This window comes from Pseudarthrobacter sp. TE3704, assembly GCF_056279405.1.
In genome coordinates this window covers 166,961-184,800 of the sequence record NZ_JBWCCJ010000005.1, presented here as the reverse complement: position 1 = coordinate 184,800, position 17,840 = coordinate 166,961, and the positions used below count along the sequence as shown (strand labels likewise).

The following is a 17,840-nucleotide window of genomic DNA, read 5'->3' as shown; positions in this document are numbered from 1 at the left end:
TGCATGACCAGGCATAAGCCCGACCGAGGGAAGCCGTCCGACCAGGGCTCCCGGGAAGCATACTGGCCGGTCGTGGTGGATGGTGCCACGGAAAGCCGGACACAGGACCGTAGTGGTGCCCAGCCCGGAGCAGAGGTTCGGTGCTGCCACCGTGCTGATCCGCACACCACATGCCTCGGTAGCTCATTTGGAAGAGCACCAACCCCACGAGGAGGTAGTAGGTTCGAATCCTGTCCATATGGCACAACAGAAGTACGGCCGCACGCCCGACTATCTCTCAGCGCGGGTAAGAGCGGACAGCGGTTCGCAACTGACGCTGTCCAGCTGGTTCCTGCCGTTGTTGAGTACTACCAGCCGATCTTGTGAAAGCGACATCCCTTCGGCTTCTGAAGGTACGCCCGTCTGGAAAATGTTCTCCGGTCTGCCATCGTGGCCGGACACCGTCTGTCCATTTTGGATAACCATGCGGGTATGAGAGGTGATGCCTTGGTTCGCATAGAGGTAGTCAAGGCCCAAGGCTGCACACTCCGTCTGAAATACTTCCACGTGGGTGTAAAGATCTACCAGCGCGGTGTTGGGAATGCCGTAGATCTTGAGCTCTGCCTTCCAGAGGCCGTCATCTGCGATGCCAGGTAGGCCGGTGGACCCACAGCCTTGAATGAGGTAATTCTGCGGCTGGTTATCTCCTATGCGGACTGGCTTTCCGTCCGCATCTGGATGCTGCTTTCGACATTCTGCAACCGGATCAGATGGCGGCGGGGCAGGCGCCGAACGGGGAAACAGCCAGGCAGCTAGGCCAATGACTACTGCAAGAATGCTAGCGAGGGAGACGGCCAGCGCCAACCGCCCTGACCCTCTAGTGCTGCTGCCCGAGTCGCTGCCGGGATGCGACACGCTTCGCCTGGTGCCCATACGTGGAGTATCCGCTTAGGCCACCGACCCGTCAACGACCCAGGGCGTGTACCCGTCGGAATGAGCATTTCCATATCGCCGCCGCAGCGCAATCCCTGGAAGCTGAACTGCCAGCTCTACCAGCGCTCGGGAGACCTCTTCCTGGGTGTTCCCTTCAATATCGCCTCCTACGCGATCCTCACGCACATGGTCGCCCAGCAGGTCGGACTCGACGTAGGGGAATTCATCCACAGCTTCGGCGACGCCCACATCTACGAGAACCACATCGAGCAGGTGGAGCTGCAGCTCTCCCGTGAACCGCGGCCCTACCCGCAGCTGAAGATCACCCGGAAGCCCGTCAGCATCTTTGACTACCGGGTCGAAGACTTCGAGATCATCGGTTACGACCCGCATCCGAAGATCGAAGCCCCCGTCGCGGTTTAGGACGTCTTCGAAGCGTTGGCCAAGGCCCTCGTCCCGGTCCGGTACATCAACCTGGTGTCCGGATCGCTGACGGGGACTTCTGCGTGCTCGAAGTCAGCCCTGAAGTCGAGGCCGTCGATGGTTTCCACGGTCGAGATCCTGATGAGCGCGCCGAGGAGCGGCCCGTCCGCGAAGCGGAATTCGGTGCCGAAGTGTTTGGAATTCAGACTGGCGGCCGAGAGGTACGTCCAGGCTATGGTCCTTGCCGGCTTGTCCAGAAAGTCCAGGTCCAATGCACACAGCGGGCAGGCGGTTCGCTTGGACAGGCTTTCAATCTGTGCTCGGGTCCGCAGGATAGGCCAGACCGGGATGGGGTCTTCGTCCGGGCCGTCCCCCAGCAGGCGACCTGGGAAGCGGAAGTTCGTAAACCAGGCAGAGTCCCGGTCGATGAACCGGCGCATGCTGTCGCACGTGGGCAGATGGACCTTGCCGGCCAGGGAGATGATGTAGCAGTCGCCGGATTCCAACCACGCCTTCATGGCCGCCTTCTCCAACGTCACGGTTTCGCTCATCAGTTCCCGGAGTTCGTCATCGCTGAGACCTTCCAGGCTTCGGACGAAGTCCTCCTGCTTGTACAGCGCTCGGGATGCCTTAGCCGCCCGCTCCGCAGGCGAATCAGCAATGCTCGTCGTTCCCGTCATGCCGATGAGCTTATCCGAGCCGGCAGTTGCATCCGGCTAGTGCCATCCGCTGTATGGGTCCGCATTGTGGTTCGTGGAGGGCGGATCCTTGTAAACCCGGCCGCGCTGGGACTTGGGCTCACCCTGATGCCGCGGCGGCTTGGTCCGGCGGTGCTTGCGTTGCCAAGTGGGCGTTCAGCAGCCGCAGCGCCACCATGAAGACCACAAGGCAGCCAAAGCCGATCAGATACTCCATCAGTGCTCTTGCCCTGCGTTGCTTCGCTGAGCCCGCAGCCAGCGCCGGCGCCTGGAAGCGGTTTTGAAGGCCTGCACCGACATCAGCAGTCCGCCCGCACTGACACCGAACCCCAGGAGGATGGTGGTCAACTCTTCACGGCCCGTATGGCCCAGACCCCTAGCACCAGCATGCCGAGGGACATGACCGTGGTGAAGAATGCGAGGGCAGTGATCAGCCCCGGGCTCTGGATGGGCGTGGTGGCAGCCATCGACCATCCCTCCGGCACCCCGCCGGGCCCGTACTGCTCCTCGAACTGGCGCACATTGAAGCTGCTTGAGTCGTAGAGGGTGCCGTCGGGCCGGCGGAACTGCTTGTCCTGGTGAAACATGGGTCGATTCCTATCGAGGTGTGCCGGGCCGGTCGGGACGTTCCTGGCCCAGTTCCAGAAGGTTGACGTCAACGCGGCCGGAGGTGCCCGGCTTCGGCGAGCCCCGCAGGTTGCGGAGCTTGGTGCCCCGGTATTCGTCACGGGACAATCCGAAGGTGTACAGGGTGCCGAAAGCTCCCAGAAGGATGGGAAACAGCGCGCCCCACTCTCCGCGCCCCTGCATCAGGGTCACGGTCAACATGACCAGTGACCCGAGGAACAGCAGTCCCAGGACGGAGCAGACAATGGCCATGCCCCACCATGTGCTGACCTGGGCCTGGCCGCGGCCGGGCGTAAACCCGATTTCATCGCCGGGGTAGCTGTGCAGCTCTCCGGTGCTGGTCGTCCGCAAGACTCGATTCTCACCGGCAGCGACGGCCTTCTTGTGCTCGGCGTACACGGCATCATTGCGCCGCTCCTGCTCGCTGTAGAAAATCATGCGGTCCCTTCCCTTCCCGACTCTATGTGTGCGGGGCCAGTAAGCTCCTGTCGCAGGCTCCGGTGAAACCCCGCGGCGCCGCCGCACACATAGCCCTCACCCTAACGAAGAATGAGGCAGAACCATGTCCCTGAAGGAACAGCTCAAGGGCGACGTCGTCGTCCATATGAAGGCCGGCAACAAGGTCGCCCTGACCACCGTCCGCAACGTCCTTGGCGAGATCGAAACGAAGGAGAAGTCCGGCAAGACCCCCGTCGAGCTCGACGACCTCCAGGTCACCTCTTTGCTGCAGAAGGAAGCCGCCAAGCGCCGCGACACCGCAGCCACCTACGAAGCTGCCGGTCACACCGACCGGGCCCACGCGGAGATCGCCGAAGCGGAAGTCATCGAGGCCTACCTGCCCAAGGCCCTCACCCGCGAGGAAGCCCAAGCCATCGTCGATGAGGTCATCACTGGCCTGAAGGCTGACGGCGCCGAACTGTCGCTGCGCTCCATGGGTGTCGTCATGAAGTCCGTGACGCCCAAGATCGCCGGCCGCTTCGACGGCAAAGCAGTCAGCGAGATAGTGAAGGCCCGGTTGGCATGACCGAAGTGAGGCAGGGCGGAGAGATCCGGGCCGAGACATTCCTCCAGGACCAGCACTGGATCGATGCCGCGGGGCGGGAGCGCCAGTTGGTTGACATGTCCAAGGACTACCTTGCGAACGTACTGCCCTATTGCATCGATCGGGCCGAGTACCTGTATGCCCTGGACAATGGCAGGCGCCTGTCCTGGGCTTGGTGTGGATGACGCTGGCTTCGGATACTTTGCCGAACCTTACGACTGGCTGGAGTCGACCCCACTGATCCAGGCCATCAAGGCCAGGCTCGCGCAGCCGTAGGATTAGCAACTCCTGTCAGGCAAAAGGCCCGCACAGCAACCACTGTGCATGCCTTAGTCGTTGGGTTGTCGGCTAGCCGTACGTCGGCGGGAGAATGTCGCGGACGTTTTCTCGCCGGTATTTGACTGGGTCTCCGAAGGCAGCGAAGCCTCCGAAAGGGTTGTTGGCCATGGTCGCCTGAATGGTCTCGCCGTGGTCCGCGGTGATCTTCGCCCAAAGACCCTCGCCGTGGGTGACGACCTTCGCCATCGTCCCAGGGGCGAACTTCTCAGGCCAGTCGGCCGGTTCATCGCCGGTCGTGATGACGAAGTCTTCCGGTGCCAATACAGTGTCTTTGCTCATGCCTCTAACGTGTGCGGAAGGCACCCTAAAGCTCTCCTTAGGGGGAGTCCGGTGCCCGGCATTTGGTACTCTCTCGGGCAGCGCGAACAAAGGGGCCTAAGACTCTGGAGAACTCCCTTCGACACGCGCACAATGGCCCTGTCACACCACGCAGACAGGAGACGACAGTGACGGATCAAGTTGCAGCGACAGAGCTTAGCCTTGAAGACCTGACGCTGGAAGACGCTATTGAGGACCTCAAGCACCCCCCTTTGGTGGAGGCCGCACTTCCGGGTCTGGCCATCACCAGGTACCGCCTCTACGACATCCAGGAGTGGTCTGGGTGGCAGTATATGGCGGAGCCCTACCTGTTCGGAATCGCCGTGGACAGCACTTTGAAACCCGTAAAGATTCCTTGGGGGTTGGAGGTGGTTGATCCGAAAATTTTCTCACTTCCCAAGGTCGCACCCGGCACCAACGTCACCTTCGGCAACGCAGATGGGGCGCCCTTGGTCCTGCCGCCGGTCCACGACTTCCTGGCACTCGTGCTAATGGTCGCCGACAGCGATAACGCGAAGGCCACCGCCGAGGTCCTCAAAGCCATCTCCGGACTGGCGACCAACGCCGACCTCATCAAGGCCGCCGCCGGGGTTGACCCAAGGGCTGGAGCACTCCTTGCCCTCATTGGGGGAATCATCAACGTCACGGTTGCGGGCATCGAGAACAACAGGGATGACGTCATCGCTACCTTCGCTGCCTACTTTGGTCCTAGCAAGCTCACTTCGGGCGCGAAGTTCAAGCTCAGTCGTCCCGGTGCAGATGCATGGCTCAAGGTTTTGGAAGACTAAGGAGGGCCGGACAGCCGGCAACGCGTGCGTGAACGGGCGCCTCCGCACACATAGAAAACATGCCCAAGAAGACCAAAGCGCCTGCGCCCATCCGCCCCGAACTCATCGCACCCCTGACCGAGATCCAAACTGATCAACGCCCGCAGCGAATCCATCTTGGAGAAGCCTTCCTTCCGGAAGGCTGCTGTAAAGCGCCGTGCCATCGTCCCCGCCGTAGGTTATTTTGAGTGGCAGAAGACCGAGGACGGGAAGAAGATCCCGAACTACCTGTACTCCGAGAAGGAACCGTTGCAGGGCTTCGCCGGACTGTATGAGTGGTGGGCAGACCCATCCCTGCCTGAGGATGATCCTGAAAGGTGGCTGCTCAGCTGCACGGTGCTCACTACGACGACACAGGACGCGCTGGGGCACGTCCATGACCGTTCTCCGGTCATCATCCCGCGGGACCGTTTCGCTGAATGGTTGGACCCCGACCTGACCGACAAGGACGGCATCCAGCACCTGCTGGACTCCCTGCCGGAACCGACCCTGACACCGCGGATTGTCAGCCCTTGGGTCAACAGTGTGCGGAACAATGGGCCGGAGCTCATCGAGCCCGCCGAACCTGCGGAGAAATAGGCTCGTGCAGTGAGACTCACCGGCACCATCACTAAGCCGGACGGCAGCTACAACCACATCGAGGATGAAGGCGACACCTACGAAGAAGCACGGGAAAACCTCTACGCGCTTCTGGAAGAGGGCCAGAATCTCATAGTGATCCGCGCGGATCGCTAATTCGCCTGAAGCCGGTCGGGCAGGACGACATCGGCAGGGGTTAGCTCCGGCCTGGCCCTGAGGATCCGCAGGGAATGTCGGAAGGACCTCCCGGACCATGCGGCGTCGGCGGAGACCTCAACAACCACCGGTTCCACGAGCGTCAACGCCACGGGTTCCTTGTCCCGGTTGAACCTGTCCAGGGCCGTACCTTTCACAGTGACCGGCCAAGGATGCTGATCCTTCGGCGGTTGTAGCCAACGGGCCAGTTCCCGGCTTTCCCTTGTTTTCAGTGGCGTGGAGCGTCCGACGATTCGCAGCTCGCCGTCCAGGATCAGGCCGGCGACGACCTCGGAGGGTTGGGTGATCGGCCCGATCACGGCGCCGCAGATGATGTCCAGGGTTTCCCTGTGCTTGAGCTTCAACCAGGAACGGACGCCGGGCATGTATGGCTGGTTCAGGCTTTTAATGACCAGCCCTTCGATCCCGGTATGGGGCAGCTCTTCGAGCCACTGTTCCGCCAGGCTGCGGTCAGTGGTGGTGGGGGAGAGGGACAGCGGCGGTTGCCAGCCCGTCGCGAGTTCTTCCAGGAGCGCACGCCGGTCGCTCAGCGGCAGGTCCCTTGCGTCGTGCCCGGCCACGGCCAGGACATCGAAGGCAACATAGTTGGCTGGCGCTGCCATGACCAGCCCGGGCAGGATTTTTGTTCCAGCACCCAGGCGCTGCTGCAGGGCGTCGAAGTTCAGCCTGCCCTGGCTCCAGATCACGGCTTCGCCGTCGATCACACATCCCGGTGGGACGGCCGCAGCGACCGCTGAGCAGAGTTCAGGGAAGCACCCGGTCAATTCCTTCCCTTGCCGGGACCACAGGGTGGCGCCGTGGTCATCCCTGACTGCAACACATCTGTACCCGTCCCATTTGGGTTCAAACAGAAGCGCTCCGTGGGCTCCGTCACCGCGTGGCATTTTAGTGATGGCCCGTGCGAGTGCGACTTGTACTGGAGGTGCAAGGCCTGCCGGCAGCCCCGCCCCAGAGTGGATTGTCGGTCCCATAGCCTCAGACTACGCACAGCCGGGCCGGCGGATACCAGTGATTACCAAGGGCGGGGCCGCTTGTTGAGAGGATAGTGCCACACCCCCAGTTGGCTTCGGCCGCTGGTTAGAAGGCCCCGAGCAATCGGGGCCTTCGGAATTTAACAGCCGGGTCCCTGCCCGCAGCCGCTCTGCTTGGGAAGGTGGACGTCAGATTTCGGTGATGGACTCCAGCAGCCACCTCTCGGAGAGGGGATCACGGCGCAGTTCAAAGGTCCGCAGCGGCGAGTCCGACGTGTAACGGACCTGTACCCGCCAGTGTTCGATGTCCACGACATTCCCGACTCCTACGGGCACGTTCCTTCGGGTTTCCCACCAGGAGTCCCTGGTAAACCAGTGGACAGGTTCTTCAGCAACGACCCAGATGCGCCCGTCGTAGCGGACGGCCAGGGGAATGCCTGCGGCGGTGCAGCGGACGTCCACCGACGCGTTAAGGGTGGGGGCTTCTGTGGTGACGCTCATGAGAGTTCGTTCCTTGGTGGTGCTGGGTTTTGATGAATTAGGCGGCTTTGACGAGGGGGAGTTCGTCCCAGTGGGTGGTGTATCTGGGGGAGAGCATGTCGCGTTTCATGGTCCAGTCCGGCCCGCCCCGGATCCCTCCGTGGCCCAGGCCGATGGACCCGCGCCCGTACCTTCGGGTGACGTCCTCCAAGAGGGTTCCGATGTGGCGTTCCTCGTGCGGGTTTTCGAACAGTGACAGCGGGGCCTGGTTGCCGGTGGGGCGCAGGTCGGTGACCATGATCCCGGCACGGGCGTACCGGACGCCCTCGACGATCCGGGGCAGGAGCGCGTGGCCGGCTTTGGTCAGGATTACCGGGTCGGCCGTGGGCATCGGCAACGGCACGCAGACCGAGGGGTAGGAGGTGTCGTTGGGGTTGAAGTGCGAGGTGCCGGCGAACGCGGTCAGGACCTTGGCCTGCAGCCCGTGTTTGGCCAGCCGCGCCGAGGCCTGCTGCCCGTAGACGCTCATGACCTGCCGGATCCCTGCGGCCGTGGTGATGGGTTTGGCGAACGAGCGGGAGAAGATCAGCTGGTCCCGCCCGATCCGTTCCTCTTCCATAGGGATACAGGGGGTGCCCTGCAGTTCCAGGACGGTGCGCATCATCACGACCGAGAACTTGTCCCGGATCGCGACCGGGTCGGCCCGGACCAGGTCGGCGATGGTGAAGATGCCCATCACGTTCAGCCGCCTAGTTAGTCGGCCTGCGATGCCCCACACTTCCTCAACGGACAGCCGGCCCAGCAGGGCCTCCCGCTCCGCGGCGGGGACGGAGTCCCAGTGGCACACGCCGGCGAAGGCCTTGTTGTTCTTCGCCCACTTGTTCGCCAGCTTCGCCAGCGTCTTCGTCGGTGCGATCCCGACGCAGGCCGGCACCCCGACGTGCCGCCGGACGGCGGCCTTCATCGACCGGCCCATCACAGCCAGCTCGGCCGGGGTGCCTTTGATACCGAGGAAGGCCTCGTCGATGCTGTAGACCTCCAGCCAGGCCGAGTACCGGCCCAGCAGCTCCATCACCCGGGTGCTGATGTCGCCATAGAGTTCGTAGTTGCTGGACAGAGCAACGAGACCCCACTCCTTGGCCCGCGGTGCGAGCTTGAACCAGGGGTCGCCCATGCCGATGCCTAGGGCTTTGGCTTCGGGGGAGCGGGTGACCGCGCAGCCGTCGTTGTTGGACAGCACGATCACGGGTTTGCCTTCCAGGGAAGGGTCGAACGCCCGTTCCGCGGAGGCGTAGAAGCAGTTCACGTCCACGTGCGCGATCTGGCATGTGCCGCATCAGCGCCGGCTTAGACATGATGCAGACACCTGGTCGCTACGCCCCAGATGGTCAGGTCCGACAGTGCCGGGACCTCGATGTCCGGGTACGCCGGGTTTTGCGCCTGCAGCACCACCCCTTTCGGGGTGATCCGCAGCCGCTTGATCGTCAGCTCCCCATCCAGGACCGCGACCACCACACATCCGTCATGTGGTTCCAGCGCCCGGTTCACGATTAGCTCGTCCCCGTCGCTGATCCCGGCACCTTCCATGGACTCCCCGGACACCCGCACTACATAGGTGCTGGTGATGTCGTTGATCAGGTGCGCGTTTAGGTCGATCCGGCCATCGAAGTAGTCCTGCGCCGGCGACGGGAAGCCCGCCGCAACTGGCACCGGAGAGACCAGCACCGACAACAAGGAAACCCCCGCATCTATCACGCGGGGACCGACAATAATGCTCACGACACACCTTCAATCGAATATATGTTCGAGTTAATCAGTGTACTCCGGTGCACAGACATCCGCGTCTCATCGGTTTTTGGCAAACAAACCCGGGACGGTCACACGCCAGTCACGGCACCAGACCGGCCTGAGACCCTGTCTATGGGACCCTCTAGCGCGTGGTGCGGAAAAATGGGGACTGCGGGCTTTGTTGATAAGAGGCGCAAACTCTTCACTGCCGTGTCTCCGGCGGTGAAGCGAGCATAAGCTACAAAAATCTTGCAAAGGGGCAGGCGGGAACCGGACTTCAGAGGGTAGCAACTCATTTCGGAAAGAATGACTTCAATGCCGCCAAGCAGCGGTCGAAACGTCGGGAGAACAATGACGACAGCATGGGTGGTCCGACAGGGCCGCGGCGGCCAGTTTGCCGAAGAGATGGTTCAGGCCGGATACCTGGGCGTTGACTTCATCGGGGATTACGACATCCGGCCGCACCTGGGAGGGGGAGCGGAGGTGTTCCGCGGCGCGATGAACAGCGTGTACCTGGGCATGTACCCGGAGAAGACGAAGGTCGCCGCGGGCCTGGCCATGGGCAACCTCTGGGCCGCCAGCGAGGGCATCGCCGACGGCGACCTGGTCCTGGCCCCGAAGCCGGACCGGACCTACCAGTACGGGATCGTCACCGGCGGATACGAGTACCATCCCGGTACGGAGCTGCCACACAGGCGCCCGGTGGACTGGAAGGGCTCGATCAACCGGGACGACATGAGCCCGACCCTGGCCTCCACGGCTGGCGTGCCGATGACGGTGTTCCAACTGGAGGCACACACCAGCGAGCTGGCCACGCTCACGCAGCTGGCCGACCCGGCACAGCCCGTCGTGAAAACAATCTCGGCCGAGGTGCAGGAACAGCTGGCCTTCCAGATGGAAAAGCAGCTCGAGGACTTCCTGGTCCACAACTGGGCGAGTACGTCGCTGGGGCGCGAGTACGACATCTACACCGAGGACGGCCAGCCGGTTGGGCAGCAGTACCCCACGGACACAGGACCGATGGACATCCTGGCCATCAGCAAGGACCGGTCCCGGCTGCTCGTGGTGGAGCTGAAGCGGGGTCGTGCAAGCGATGCCGTGGTCGGACAAATTCAGCGGTATATGGGTTTCGTCAACGAGGCGCTGCTCGAACCCGGCCAGAGCGTCGAAGGGGTCATCATCGCCCAGGAAGATGACCTGCGGATCCGGCGGGCACTGTCCATGGCACGGAACATCCGATTCATGAAGTACCGGGTCGAATTCCACCTGGAGTCGGTGTAGGGGTAGCTCAGGTGATGCGGGGGTTTGAAAGGTTGCAGAAGCCGAAACCGGCCGGGTTCTGGCTGAAGCTGAGCGCGCTTTCGGCGTTCCTGGCGTTCCTGGTCTTCGTCCAAGGCCTTGCCGCCAGCGGACTCGACGTCGGCGAGGCGTGCGGTCAGGCTGGTCAGGCGTACGACCATGAGTACCGCAGCCAAAACGCACATGAGCAGCTCCAGCTGTTCCCGCTGACCACCAAGTGCAACGCCGAGTACGACTTGGTGCCGGCGTGGACGAACCCGGCCTTGGCGATCTTGGCCATCCTCACAGTATCCTTCTTCGGGGCTATGCTCGCTGCCCTGTTCACCCGGTCCAAGGGCCAATTTCAAGGGTGATGCATAATTGCCCGGCGGGACCAGCACCTCGAAATGCTCAAGGGGTAGGGGCGGCTATCACCTGCTGATTCTTTCCCTGATCCACTCGTAGATACTGACGAGGATACAGACGAGCCCGACTGCCAGGATCAGCACACCAACCAGTGAGAGCAGCGTGTAGAGGTCCTCATCGCTACGGTACTGCTCTTGGCTTGACCGCCCGCCAAGGACCTCGAAGAGCACCCACCCGATGGGCAGCATCCCCAGCCCGAGCAGGAAAGCCCCCATGCGCGAGTCTTGCATTCGTCCCCCAAATTGGATTGGTCTTCAGCGTATCTGCTGTCTCAAAACTTGGTTCGCATTGGCCGCTGGCCGGCACCCTACGCATGTCTACAGGCAAGAAGCATTCCGGGCGACAGCTAGGCTGGCAGGATGACGTTGGGGGACGCGGCGGAGCCGCTTGTGCACATCAAAGACTTTCGAATGGATTTCGGGGACAAGACGGTCATCAAGGACCTGTCCTTCGATGTCCGGGCCGGGGAGACCTTCGGGTTCCTGGGCAGTAACGGATCCGGAAAGACCACGACACTGCGGGCGCTGCTGGGCATCTATCAGCCGACCGCCGGGACGCTCCACATTGGCGGGAAGGTCTTCGAGCCCCGGGACGGGGCACGCCTCGGCTACCTGCCCGAGGAGCGGGGCCTGTACAAGAAGGAAGCCGTCCTGGACGTCATGGTCTACTTCGGCCGGCTCAAAGGCCTATCCAAAACCAACGCCAAGTCCTGGTCACAGGACTATTTGGAGCGGGTCGGGCTGGCGGACAAAGCCACCGTCCGGCTGGACAAGCTCTCCGGCGGCCAGCAGCAGAAGGTCCAGCTGGGGGTGACCATCATGAACGACCCCGAGCTGCTGATCCTGGACGAGCCGACCAAGGGCTTCGACCCGGTGAACCGGCGCCTGCTGGTGGACATCATCGAGGAGCAGAAGCTGGCCGGAGCAACCGTCATCATGGTCACCCACCAAATGGAGGAAGTGGAGCGGCTCTGCGACCGGGTCATCCTGCTCAAGGACGGAACCGCCCGCGCGTACGGGACAGTCGAGGACGTCCAGGAGCAGTTCGGCGGCACCGTCTACAAGGTCAGCTACGAAGGCATCCTGCCCGCGTCCGGGCTCTATGACGCCGTCACCGACATTGGCGGCCGGGCTGAACTGGCATGCGGGTTGGGGCCACCGAGGCGGGAGTCCTCCGCGATCTGGTCGAGGCCGGCGTTGCGGTGCGGTCCTTCACCACGGCACGGGTCTCCCTCGAGGAGATCTTCATTCAGGTGTACGGCGAACAGCAGATGGCAGAGGTCTAGCAATGGCATTCACACAGCACAACCTGGGCACCGTCATCGGGTTCGAATTCATGCGCACCATCAAGAAGAAGGGCTTCGTGGTCGCCACCCTCGCGATCCCCATTGTCCTGGTGGTCGTCTTCGCCCTGATCTTCGCGTCCAACTCCAGCACCGAGGCCAGCGCCGACGCGCAGAAGAACTCCACGATTGCCTTTACGTACACGGACGCCTCCGGCATCCCCGCCTCAAATGGCCCAGGCCGCCGGCGGGAAATCCGCTGGCGACACGGATGCTGCCCTGGCCGCGGTCAAGGACGGCAGCTCCGAGGCGTACTTCGCCTACCCGAAAGACCCGGCCACCGAGCCGGTGAAGGTCTACGGCACCGACAAAGGGGTGTTTGAGAACGGCAAGTACGAGGCCGTGGCCAAGCAGCTGCTCAACGCCGCCGCCCAGGCCCAGGTCGGCAACCCGCAGCTGACCGCGGCCCTGAGCGGGGGAGTGGCCTTCGAATCCGAGACGTACCGGGACGGCAAACCCTCCGGAGGTTTCGGCTCGGTCATCCCGCCGATGCTGTTCCTGGTGGTCTTCTACATCTCGATGATTCTGCTCTCCAACCAGATGCTGAACTCCACCCTGGAGGAGAAGGAGAACCGGGTCACCGAGATGATCCTGACGACCCTGAACCCGACCACGCTCATCACCGGAAAAATCATCTCCCTGTTCGCCGTCGGGCTCGTCCAGATGCTCGTCTTCCTGGCCCCGGTCGCCGCCGGCTACCTGTTCTTCCGCGACTCCCTGGCCCTGCCGGACATGGACCTGTCCATCCTGGTGTTTGAGCCAGGGCCCCTCATCATCGGTGCCCTGCTGCTCCTGAGCGGGTTCACCCTCTTCACCGGCGTCCTCGTCGCCATCGGTGCAATCATGCCCACCGCCAAAGAGGCCGGCACCATCTTCGGTCCGCTGATGGCCGCGATGTTTATCCCCTTCTACGCCTACAGCCTGATCATCTCCGACCCGAAATCCCTGATCGTGCAGGTCTTCACGTACTTCCCGCTGACCGCCCCGGTCACCGCCATGCTGCGCAACGGCTTCGGGACGCTCTCCGGCGTCGAGGCCACCATCGTCATTACAGAGCTGTTCATCGTCGGGCTCCTGATCCTCCGCCTCGCCGTCCACCTCTTCCGGTACGGATCCATCGAATACGGCAAGAAGCTCTCCATCGCCGGGACCTTCCGCCGCAAAGAACTCGCCGCGAGGTGAGCCCCTTCATCGTGCTGCCAGTTATCGCTGGCGGCTTGTGGCTGGTCCACGCTGCCCTGGGCGCAGCGGGACACCGGGCCTACCGCTGCAGCCGATGGGTCCTGTTCGGTGGGCTGGTGGTGGCCGCCCTGGTGTTCTTCCTCGGAGCCGTCCACTCGAGCAACTCCGTCCCTCCGGAATGGAAGGAAGACTCCCTCGGCGGGGTCTTCGAGTTCATACTCGCGCTGGAGACCATGCTGGTGCTGCTTGCCCTCGCGCTACTGGAGGTCATTCGCGCTGGGGTGATACAGACGATAGAGGACGCCCGTACCAGGGCTGACAGCCAGGTTTCCGATCTTTCCAACAGCCTGTGAAGCGACGGGAAATTTGGGGGATCGGCCTCCTCATCGCAACGGCTCTGTTTTCCTGGGCGTGCCATGCCCTTTATGGGGCATACAGGGCAGCCGCCCGGGAGGGGCTGCTCCTCTACATGGGCATTCCTGCGGATTCCATCGCCTCCTGGTTCCTGATTGTGGCCTTCCTGTCCGGCGCCGCCGGGCTGTCGCTCCTGATCCCAGCACTGATAGGCCGCATTCCCCGGAAAGTGCCCCGACGCATCATCGGGTGGACCACCGGGGTAGCAGCCGCTGCCGCCGTCCCGTTCTTCTGCCTGATGTTTCTCTTCGCAGCCCTTGGCGCGTTCGGGATTGGTGACACCGTGAAGATCGTTGCCGCGGACGGTCAGTCCGTGCTCGTCACCCAGGATGGCTTCGACGGCGATATTGTCGACATCTACACCCAGCACGACGAGCTCCACTACAAGAGGGTCCAGAGCACCCCCGACATCTCCACATGGCCACGGGTGAAAGACCAGAACTGCCGGCTGGATAGCGCAGGCGGGTTGACGCTGACCTGCGGGACCGAGACCGTGCTGGTCAGCCAGGAAGGAGGCCTGAAGTGAACCAGTTGCCCGAAGCGATACACCCAACGCGCCCCCTTGACTATTGGCTGTCACCGGAGCTGGCGAAGGTCAGCCCACCCGAGGCACCCTCGCGGCTCCGGCAGCTCGCTGATGCCCAGGGAACTCTGGCAGCCGGCTGGAGCAGTGCCATCAGCGGCGGACCCGTCCTGGCCCTGACCGGCGCCTACGGCGCTACCCTGTCCGGAAACCCAGCCTGGGTGATCGTCCTCGGCCTGATCGGCGCCACCCTGGCCGCAGTGGGTCTGCTCGCCTGGAAGCGCGTCCGCACCCGGCTGCCGGACACCGACAAAGCACTCATCACCCGCGGGCCCGGCGGCGCCCGCGGCGGCATCACAACCATGGCCGTCTTCGCCGGCCTCACCGGCGCAGCCCTGGCAACGGCCCTCCCCGCCGCCTCAGAACGCGGCACGACCGGTGCGCTGATCGGCGCGTACCTGCTCATCGTGGCCCTCCTCGGAGCCTGCATCCTGGTCCCCTCGATCGTGCTGGGCCGGTCGCGGACGTCCTTCCGCCGGCGGATCGGCGCTGACCCCGATCTGCGGAAGACCGTGCAGGACGACCTGGCTACCTGGCAGGACACATACGGCAACGCCGCCTACGGGCCGCTTTGAGTGCGGGGAGCGGGTGAAGCCGATGTCTTCTCTTGATTCTGGCCACCGGCCTTGCCGTACACATAAAATTTGAACCCACCATCCAGAGAAAGACCCCCGTGAAGCAGAGTATTTTCGCCCGCGTTGCCCAGCTCGCCAAGGCCAACCTGAACGCCCTCCTGGACTCCGCGGAGGACCCGCAGAAGATGCTGGACCAGATGGTCAGGGACTATTCGGAGAACATCCGCGAAGCCGAGGCCGCCGTGGCCCAGACCATCGGCAACCTCCGGATGGCCGAGGACGACCACGCCCGGGCCGTGAACGACGCCAACAGTTGGGGCAACAAGGCCATCGCCGCGTCCCGCAAAGCGGACGAGTTCCGAGGCGCCGGGAACAGCGTGGACGCCGACAAGTTTGATGCCCTCGCCAGGCTCGCTCTTCAGCGGCAGATGACCGCCGAATCCACCGCCAAAGCCCAGGAACCGGGCCTGGCCGCGCAGAACGAGGTCGTCGACAAGCTCAAGGGCGGGCTGGACCAGATGAAGGGCAAGCTGCACGAGTTGACCGCCAAGCGCAACGAGCTGGTCAACCGCTCCCGGGTCGCCGCGACACAGTCCCAGGTCCACGATGCCCTCAAAGCAATCGACGCCGGAGACCCTACCTCGGCAATCGGACGGTACGAGGAGAACATCCGCCGCCAGGAGGCCACCGTCCGCGGCCAGCAGGAGCTGGCAGCCTCATCCCTGGACGCCCAGTTCGCCTCCCTGGAAGACCTCGGCGAGCAGACTGAAGTGGAAGCACGGCTCGCCGCACTCAAGTCCATCGACCGGAAGGCCATCGACTACTAGGACGTATAACCCGGAGGCCCTGGACGATCACTCATCCAGGGCCTCCGGTGTCCCGCCGTCAGTTGCATGCCCAGGAGGCAGCGGCCTCGCCGGACAGAAAAAGGTGCCGCGCCCCGAATCAGCGGGGTGCGGCACTTTCTCGATTTTTACCAGGAGTGGGCTACGTCCACTATCAGCCGGGAACCGGACCCTGGCCCGTCGAGGGTGAAGACCCGGAAGGGCAGCCGGGCACGGACACCCAGACCGATGCTGGTGGAACCTTCGAAACTGTTCGCATAGACGACTTGCCGGAAGGTCTGGTAGCCGGCCACGTTGGACAGCTCGGCCTTGGCGGCCGGGTTATAGGTGACGTTGCCGTTCTGGTCGTAGGAGGGTGCGTTTACGACGACCTGCAGGCGTGCGTTGCCGTAGACCGGTATCGTGAAGCCGGTGCCGTCCTGGATGATCTCGGGTACGTACCGGACTGTGTAGCCCTTCGCGGGGCCGTTGAGGTCGACCACCATCCGGTCGAAGCAGGGTTGCTGCCCTGTCCGGACGTTGGTGACGGAGGCGGAGCTCATCTCGGGCGCGGTCTTAGCCTGAGATCCCCATGCGAGCCCGCAATAGGAGGCTGCCGTAGCGGGCCCCGGAGCCACGATGCCCAGTCCAACGGCCGCCAGAAGCGCCGTGAGCCGGAGTAGGAGTTTTTTCATTGGGGTGCCATTCAGAGAGGTGGTGCGGCTGGATAGCTCAAGACTAGGGAGCGTCAAGGCCCGAAACGAGGGTTGTTGCCGCTTCGGGGTGCAACCGTAAGGAAGGCCGCATCCGGGTCACGCGCCAGTAAATCCCGGGGCTATTTGCCGGCCATCTTAACCGTTTCGGTGCCGTTTCGCGCACCCGGCCGTAATGCTGGTAACAACGCCGGGACGGGACAAAACGCTTCCCCGTTAGCCGTGGCCGGAACACCCTACAAAAGCAGCCTGAGTCCCAACGCGAAAGTGCACCTCTGGGAGCGGCAATTCGGCCCGCTCAGGAGAAGAGGCTGCACGATGATGTTTCTGGCCACTGCGGGTGGGTATCTAGTCCGTACCTGCGGTTGAGCAGCCAGCCGCACAGCCTTCTAGGAGCGTCACGGGATCACTGCCGCAGACAGTCCTCGGGACATTGGTGTTATGCCCTCCTTCGAAGCGTAGAACCACCTGTTGCACCGATGTTGCGGTCGCAGGTGATGGTGGCCCCGAGCAGAGAGGGTCACCGCCGTGGGCCGGTGCCATCGCTTGGGGGATCGGCCCACGGTCGCTTCATGCAGGACACGCCCGCCGGCTCCGCAAGACTGTCGGTGCCCGGGAGCACCATGGAGCTATGACGGCTCCAACTGTTGAGGCGGCGATCCACGAACTGATGGATCTCGCCTGGAATGTTGTCTACGACCTGCTCGAGCAGCGGGGCCTGCTCGGCGACGGGTTGTTCGTTGAGGAGTACACCGGGATCCATTCCTGGGTGGAAGACCTGACCCGCTACACCGTGGTCCACTCCCGAGAGGTCGCCGTCCTGTTCGTCGATACCCGGCCCGTGGATGCCATCGCCTTCCACCACGACCTGCTCGGCGCCGACGACCCGAAGAGCTTCTTCACCCTTCACGGGTAGGCGCAAGTTGGTCTCAGCGTTACTGATTGCCTCTTCTCCTGGTGCTTCCAAAAGGCCATGATTAGCCTTACAGCCACGTTATGCGGACAACCAAAAGACAGCTGGGCAAGCCCCAGAAAAGACGTCACCATGATCCGACAACTGCTTTGCAGATGGGGCATCGGCCATCACTGGCTTGCCCAAATGAACGACGGCGAGTTTCGTCGCCACTGCATTCACTGCGGGAAGGAAGATTCCCACAGCGCCCGATGGTCGGGAAGGCTGGTTAGCGGTGATCACCCCGAAGACCCCCATACCCGCGACTACTACTAGGCGCTAGATTGTCATGCTCACGAAAATGCTGTGCAAGCTCAATCTCCATCACCGC

Annotated in this window: 24 protein-coding genes and 2 pseudogenes; 15 read left to right on the top strand and 11 right to left on the bottom strand. The window is 63.1% G+C overall.

Going from position 1 to position 17,840, the window contains the following annotated elements; genetic code table 11:
* Positions 1-270: 270 nt before the first annotated feature.
* On the bottom strand, positions 271-843 hold the full coding sequence (locus tag ACZ9BC_RS15085) for a hypothetical protein (RefSeq protein WP_476246651.1): 573 nt from the start codon (positions 841-843) through the stop codon (positions 271-273).
* Positions 844-1,011: 168 nt separating this feature from the next.
* Between ACZ9BC_RS15085 and thyA the strand changes: the two are divergent.
* A pseudogene (gene thyA / locus ACZ9BC_RS15080) lies at positions 1,012-1,335 on the top strand (thymidylate synthase); the annotation flags it as partial.
* Here the strand turns inward: thyA and ACZ9BC_RS15075 are convergent.
* The 3 genes from ACZ9BC_RS15075 to ACZ9BC_RS15065 all read right to left on the bottom strand — a co-directional run bounded on the left by ACZ9BC_RS15075 (position 1,332) and on the right by ACZ9BC_RS15065 (position 3,098).
* Positions 1,332-2,015 carry a hypothetical protein gene (locus tag ACZ9BC_RS15075; RefSeq protein ID WP_476246650.1) on the bottom strand — a complete coding sequence of 228 codons (684 nt, stop codon included), beginning with the start codon at positions 2,013-2,015 and terminating at the stop codon, positions 1,332-1,334. The pseudogene thyA and the gene ACZ9BC_RS15075 sit on opposite strands and share 4 nt — an antisense overlap.
* A 362-nt stretch (positions 2,016-2,377) precedes the next feature.
* Positions 2,378-2,620 carry a hypothetical protein gene (locus tag ACZ9BC_RS15070; RefSeq protein WP_476246649.1) on the bottom strand — a complete coding sequence of 81 codons (243 nt, stop codon included), beginning with the start codon at positions 2,618-2,620 and terminating at the stop codon, positions 2,378-2,380.
* Between the two features lie 10 nt (positions 2,621-2,630).
* Positions 2,631-3,098 carry a hypothetical protein gene (locus tag ACZ9BC_RS15065; protein WP_476246648.1) on the bottom strand — a complete coding sequence of 156 codons (468 nt, stop codon included), beginning with the start codon at positions 3,096-3,098 and terminating at the stop codon, positions 2,631-2,633.
* 124 nt (positions 3,099-3,222) lie between these two features.
* Here ACZ9BC_RS15065 and ACZ9BC_RS15060 point away from each other — a divergent pair, with 124 nt between their 5' ends.
* Both ACZ9BC_RS15060 and ACZ9BC_RS15055 read left to right on the top strand, forming a co-directional pair.
* Positions 3,223-3,684, top strand: a complete 462-nt coding sequence (locus tag ACZ9BC_RS15060; RefSeq protein ID WP_476246647.1) for a GatB/YqeY domain-containing protein — start codon at positions 3,223-3,225, stop codon at positions 3,682-3,684.
* Positions 3,681-3,887: a hypothetical protein gene (locus tag ACZ9BC_RS15055; protein ID WP_476246646.1), complete on the top strand. Its 207-nt coding sequence runs from the start codon at positions 3,681-3,683 to the stop codon at positions 3,885-3,887. The genes ACZ9BC_RS15060 and ACZ9BC_RS15055 overlap by 4 nt, the downstream gene beginning before the upstream one ends.
* A gap of 163 nt (positions 3,888-4,050) precedes the next feature.
* Here ACZ9BC_RS15055 and ACZ9BC_RS15050 read toward each other — a convergent pair whose 3' ends face one another.
* Positions 4,051-4,320 (bottom strand): hypothetical protein, encoded by a 270-nt coding sequence (locus ACZ9BC_RS15050; protein ID WP_476246645.1) that lies wholly within the window; start codon positions 4,318-4,320, stop codon positions 4,051-4,053.
* Between the two features lie 167 nt (positions 4,321-4,487).
* On the opposite strand from ACZ9BC_RS15050, the gene ACZ9BC_RS15045 reads away from it, so the two are divergent.
* From ACZ9BC_RS15045 to ACZ9BC_RS15035, 3 genes are all read left to right on the top strand, one after another.
* Positions 4,488-5,147 (top strand): hypothetical protein, encoded by a 660-nt coding sequence (locus ACZ9BC_RS15045; protein WP_476246644.1) that lies wholly within the window; start codon positions 4,488-4,490, stop codon positions 5,145-5,147.
* A 156-nt stretch (positions 5,148-5,303) separates the two neighbouring features.
* Complete coding sequence (locus ACZ9BC_RS15040) at positions 5,304-5,765, top strand: SOS response-associated peptidase (protein ID WP_476246643.1); 462 nt, start codon at positions 5,304-5,306, stop codon at positions 5,763-5,765.
* A gap of 9 nt (positions 5,766-5,774) precedes the next feature.
* A complete protein-coding gene (locus ACZ9BC_RS15035) occupies positions 5,775-5,921 on the top strand; it encodes a hypothetical protein (protein ID WP_476246642.1) in 147 nt (48 codons plus the stop codon).
* On the opposite strand, the gene ACZ9BC_RS15030 is transcribed toward ACZ9BC_RS15035, so the two are convergent.
* The 4 genes from ACZ9BC_RS15030 to ACZ9BC_RS15015 form a co-directional block, all read right to left on the bottom strand.
* Positions 5,918-6,865, bottom strand: a complete 948-nt coding sequence (locus tag ACZ9BC_RS15030) for an ATP-dependent DNA ligase (RefSeq protein WP_476246641.1) — start codon at positions 6,863-6,865, stop codon at positions 5,918-5,920. The two genes, ACZ9BC_RS15035 and ACZ9BC_RS15030, sit on opposite strands and share 4 nt — an antisense overlap.
* A gap of 276 nt (positions 6,866-7,141) precedes the next feature.
* The gene (locus ACZ9BC_RS15025; RefSeq protein WP_476246640.1) at positions 7,142-7,453 is read right to left on the bottom strand and encodes a hypothetical protein; all 312 of its coding nucleotides are present in this window, start codon (positions 7,451-7,453) and stop codon (positions 7,142-7,144) included.
* Between the two features lie 37 nt (positions 7,454-7,490).
* Entirely contained in the window at positions 7,491-8,744 is a 1,254-nt protein-coding gene (locus tag ACZ9BC_RS15020) for a Y-family DNA polymerase (protein WP_476246639.1), read from the bottom strand.
* A gap of 35 nt (positions 8,745-8,779) precedes the next feature.
* Positions 8,780-9,211 carry a LexA family protein gene (locus ACZ9BC_RS15015; RefSeq protein ID WP_476246638.1) on the bottom strand — a complete coding sequence of 144 codons (432 nt, stop codon included), beginning with the start codon at positions 9,209-9,211 and terminating at the stop codon, positions 8,780-8,782.
* A gap of 360 nt (positions 9,212-9,571) precedes the next feature.
* Between ACZ9BC_RS15015 and ACZ9BC_RS15010 the strand changes: the two genes are divergently transcribed.
* Together ACZ9BC_RS15010 and ACZ9BC_RS15005 are read left to right on the top strand one after the other, a co-directional pair.
* A complete protein-coding gene (locus ACZ9BC_RS15010; RefSeq protein WP_476246637.1) occupies positions 9,572-10,501 on the top strand; it encodes an endonuclease NucS domain-containing protein in 930 nt (309 codons plus the stop codon).
* A gap of 32 nt (positions 10,502-10,533) precedes the next feature.
* A complete protein-coding gene (locus ACZ9BC_RS15005) occupies positions 10,534-10,872 on the top strand; it encodes a hypothetical protein (RefSeq protein ID WP_476246636.1) in 339 nt (112 codons plus the stop codon).
* A 57-nt stretch (positions 10,873-10,929) separates the two neighbouring features.
* Here ACZ9BC_RS15005 and ACZ9BC_RS15000 read toward each other — a convergent pair whose 3' ends face one another.
* The gene (locus ACZ9BC_RS15000; RefSeq protein WP_476246635.1) at positions 10,930-11,139 is read right to left on the bottom strand and encodes a hypothetical protein; all 210 of its coding nucleotides are present in this window, start codon (positions 11,137-11,139) and stop codon (positions 10,930-10,932) included.
* Positions 11,140-11,283: 144 nt separating this feature from the next.
* Here ACZ9BC_RS15000 and ACZ9BC_RS14995 point away from each other — a divergent pair.
* The 6 genes and pseudogenes from ACZ9BC_RS14995 (at position 11,284) to ACZ9BC_RS14970 (ending at position 15,847) form a co-directional block, all read left to right on the top strand.
* Positions 11,284-12,209 (top strand): annotated as a pseudogene (locus ACZ9BC_RS14995) (ABC transporter ATP-binding protein).
* A 228-nt stretch (positions 12,210-12,437) separates the two neighbouring features.
* Complete coding sequence (locus ACZ9BC_RS14990) at positions 12,438-13,448, top strand: ABC transporter permease (RefSeq protein ID WP_476246634.1); 1,011 nt, start codon at positions 12,438-12,440, stop codon at positions 13,446-13,448.
* Complete coding sequence (locus ACZ9BC_RS14985) at positions 13,445-13,801, top strand: hypothetical protein (protein ID WP_476246633.1); 357 nt, start codon at positions 13,445-13,447, stop codon at positions 13,799-13,801. Before ACZ9BC_RS14990 ends, ACZ9BC_RS14985 begins: the two co-directional genes overlap by 4 nt.
* A 116-nt stretch (positions 13,802-13,917) precedes the next feature.
* Positions 13,918-14,388 (top strand): hypothetical protein, encoded by a 471-nt coding sequence (locus ACZ9BC_RS14980; protein ID WP_476246632.1) that lies wholly within the window; start codon positions 13,918-13,920, stop codon positions 14,386-14,388.
* Positions 14,385-15,020 carry a hypothetical protein gene (locus tag ACZ9BC_RS14975; protein ID WP_476246631.1) on the top strand — a complete coding sequence of 212 codons (636 nt, stop codon included), beginning with the start codon at positions 14,385-14,387 and terminating at the stop codon, positions 15,018-15,020. Before ACZ9BC_RS14980 ends, ACZ9BC_RS14975 begins: the two co-directional genes overlap by 4 nt.
* A 98-nt stretch (positions 15,021-15,118) precedes the next feature.
* The gene (locus ACZ9BC_RS14970; RefSeq protein ID WP_476246630.1) at positions 15,119-15,847 is read left to right on the top strand and encodes a PspA/IM30 family protein; all 729 of its coding nucleotides are present in this window, start codon (positions 15,119-15,121) and stop codon (positions 15,845-15,847) included.
* A gap of 146 nt (positions 15,848-15,993) precedes the next feature.
* On the opposite strand, the gene ACZ9BC_RS14965 is transcribed toward ACZ9BC_RS14970, so the two are convergent.
* Complete coding sequence (locus tag ACZ9BC_RS14965) at positions 15,994-16,539, bottom strand: AMIN-like domain-containing (lipo)protein (RefSeq protein WP_476246629.1); 546 nt, start codon at positions 16,537-16,539, stop codon at positions 15,994-15,996.
* Between the two features lie 649 nt (positions 16,540-17,188).
* Between ACZ9BC_RS14965 and ACZ9BC_RS14960 the strand changes: the two genes are divergently transcribed.
* Complete coding sequence (locus tag ACZ9BC_RS14960; protein ID WP_476246628.1) at positions 17,189-17,473, top strand: hypothetical protein; 285 nt, start codon at positions 17,189-17,191, stop codon at positions 17,471-17,473.
* Positions 17,474-17,840: the final 367 nt, after the last annotated feature.

Coding starts and splice junctions, on each gene's coding strand:
- ACZ9BC_RS15065 (WP_476246648.1), bottom strand. CDS start 3,098: ATGATTTTCTACAGCGAGCAGGAGCGGCGCAATGATGCCGTGTACGCC.
- ACZ9BC_RS15025 (WP_476246640.1), bottom strand. CDS start 7,453: ATGAGCGTCACCACAGAAGCCCCCACCCTTAACGCGTCGGTGGACGTC.
- ACZ9BC_RS15075 (WP_476246650.1), bottom strand. CDS start 2,015: ATGACGGGAACGACGAGCATTGCTGATTCGCCTGCGGAGCGGGCGGCT.
- ACZ9BC_RS15060 (WP_476246647.1), top strand. CDS start 3,223: ATGTCCCTGAAGGAACAGCTCAAGGGCGACGTCGTCGTCCATATGAAG.
- ACZ9BC_RS14965 (WP_476246629.1), bottom strand. CDS start 16,539: ATGAAAAAACTCCTACTCCGGCTCACGGCGCTTCTGGCGGCCGTTGGA.
- ACZ9BC_RS14990 (WP_476246634.1), top strand. CDS start 12,438: ATGGCCCAGGCCGCCGGCGGGAAATCCGCTGGCGACACGGATGCTGCC.
- ACZ9BC_RS15030 (WP_476246641.1), bottom strand. CDS start 6,865: ATGCCACGCGGTGACGGAGCCCACGGAGCGCTTCTGTTTGAACCCAAA.
- ACZ9BC_RS14960 (WP_476246628.1), top strand. CDS start 17,189: ATGACGGCTCCAACTGTTGAGGCGGCGATCCACGAACTGATGGATCTC.
- ACZ9BC_RS15010 (WP_476246637.1), top strand. CDS start 9,572: ATGACGACAGCATGGGTGGTCCGACAGGGCCGCGGCGGCCAGTTTGCC.
- ACZ9BC_RS15050 (WP_476246645.1), bottom strand. CDS start 4,320: ATGAGCAAAGACACTGTATTGGCACCGGAAGACTTCGTCATCACGACC.
- ACZ9BC_RS14980 (WP_476246632.1), top strand. CDS start 13,918: ATGGGCATTCCTGCGGATTCCATCGCCTCCTGGTTCCTGATTGTGGCC.
- ACZ9BC_RS15000 (WP_476246635.1), bottom strand. CDS start 11,139: ATGGGGGCTTTCCTGCTCGGGCTGGGGATGCTGCCCATCGGGTGGGTG.
- ACZ9BC_RS15055 (WP_476246646.1), top strand. CDS start 3,681: ATGACCGAAGTGAGGCAGGGCGGAGAGATCCGGGCCGAGACATTCCTC.
- ACZ9BC_RS15070 (WP_476246649.1), bottom strand. CDS start 2,620: ATGTTTCACCAGGACAAGCAGTTCCGCCGGCCCGACGGCACCCTCTAC.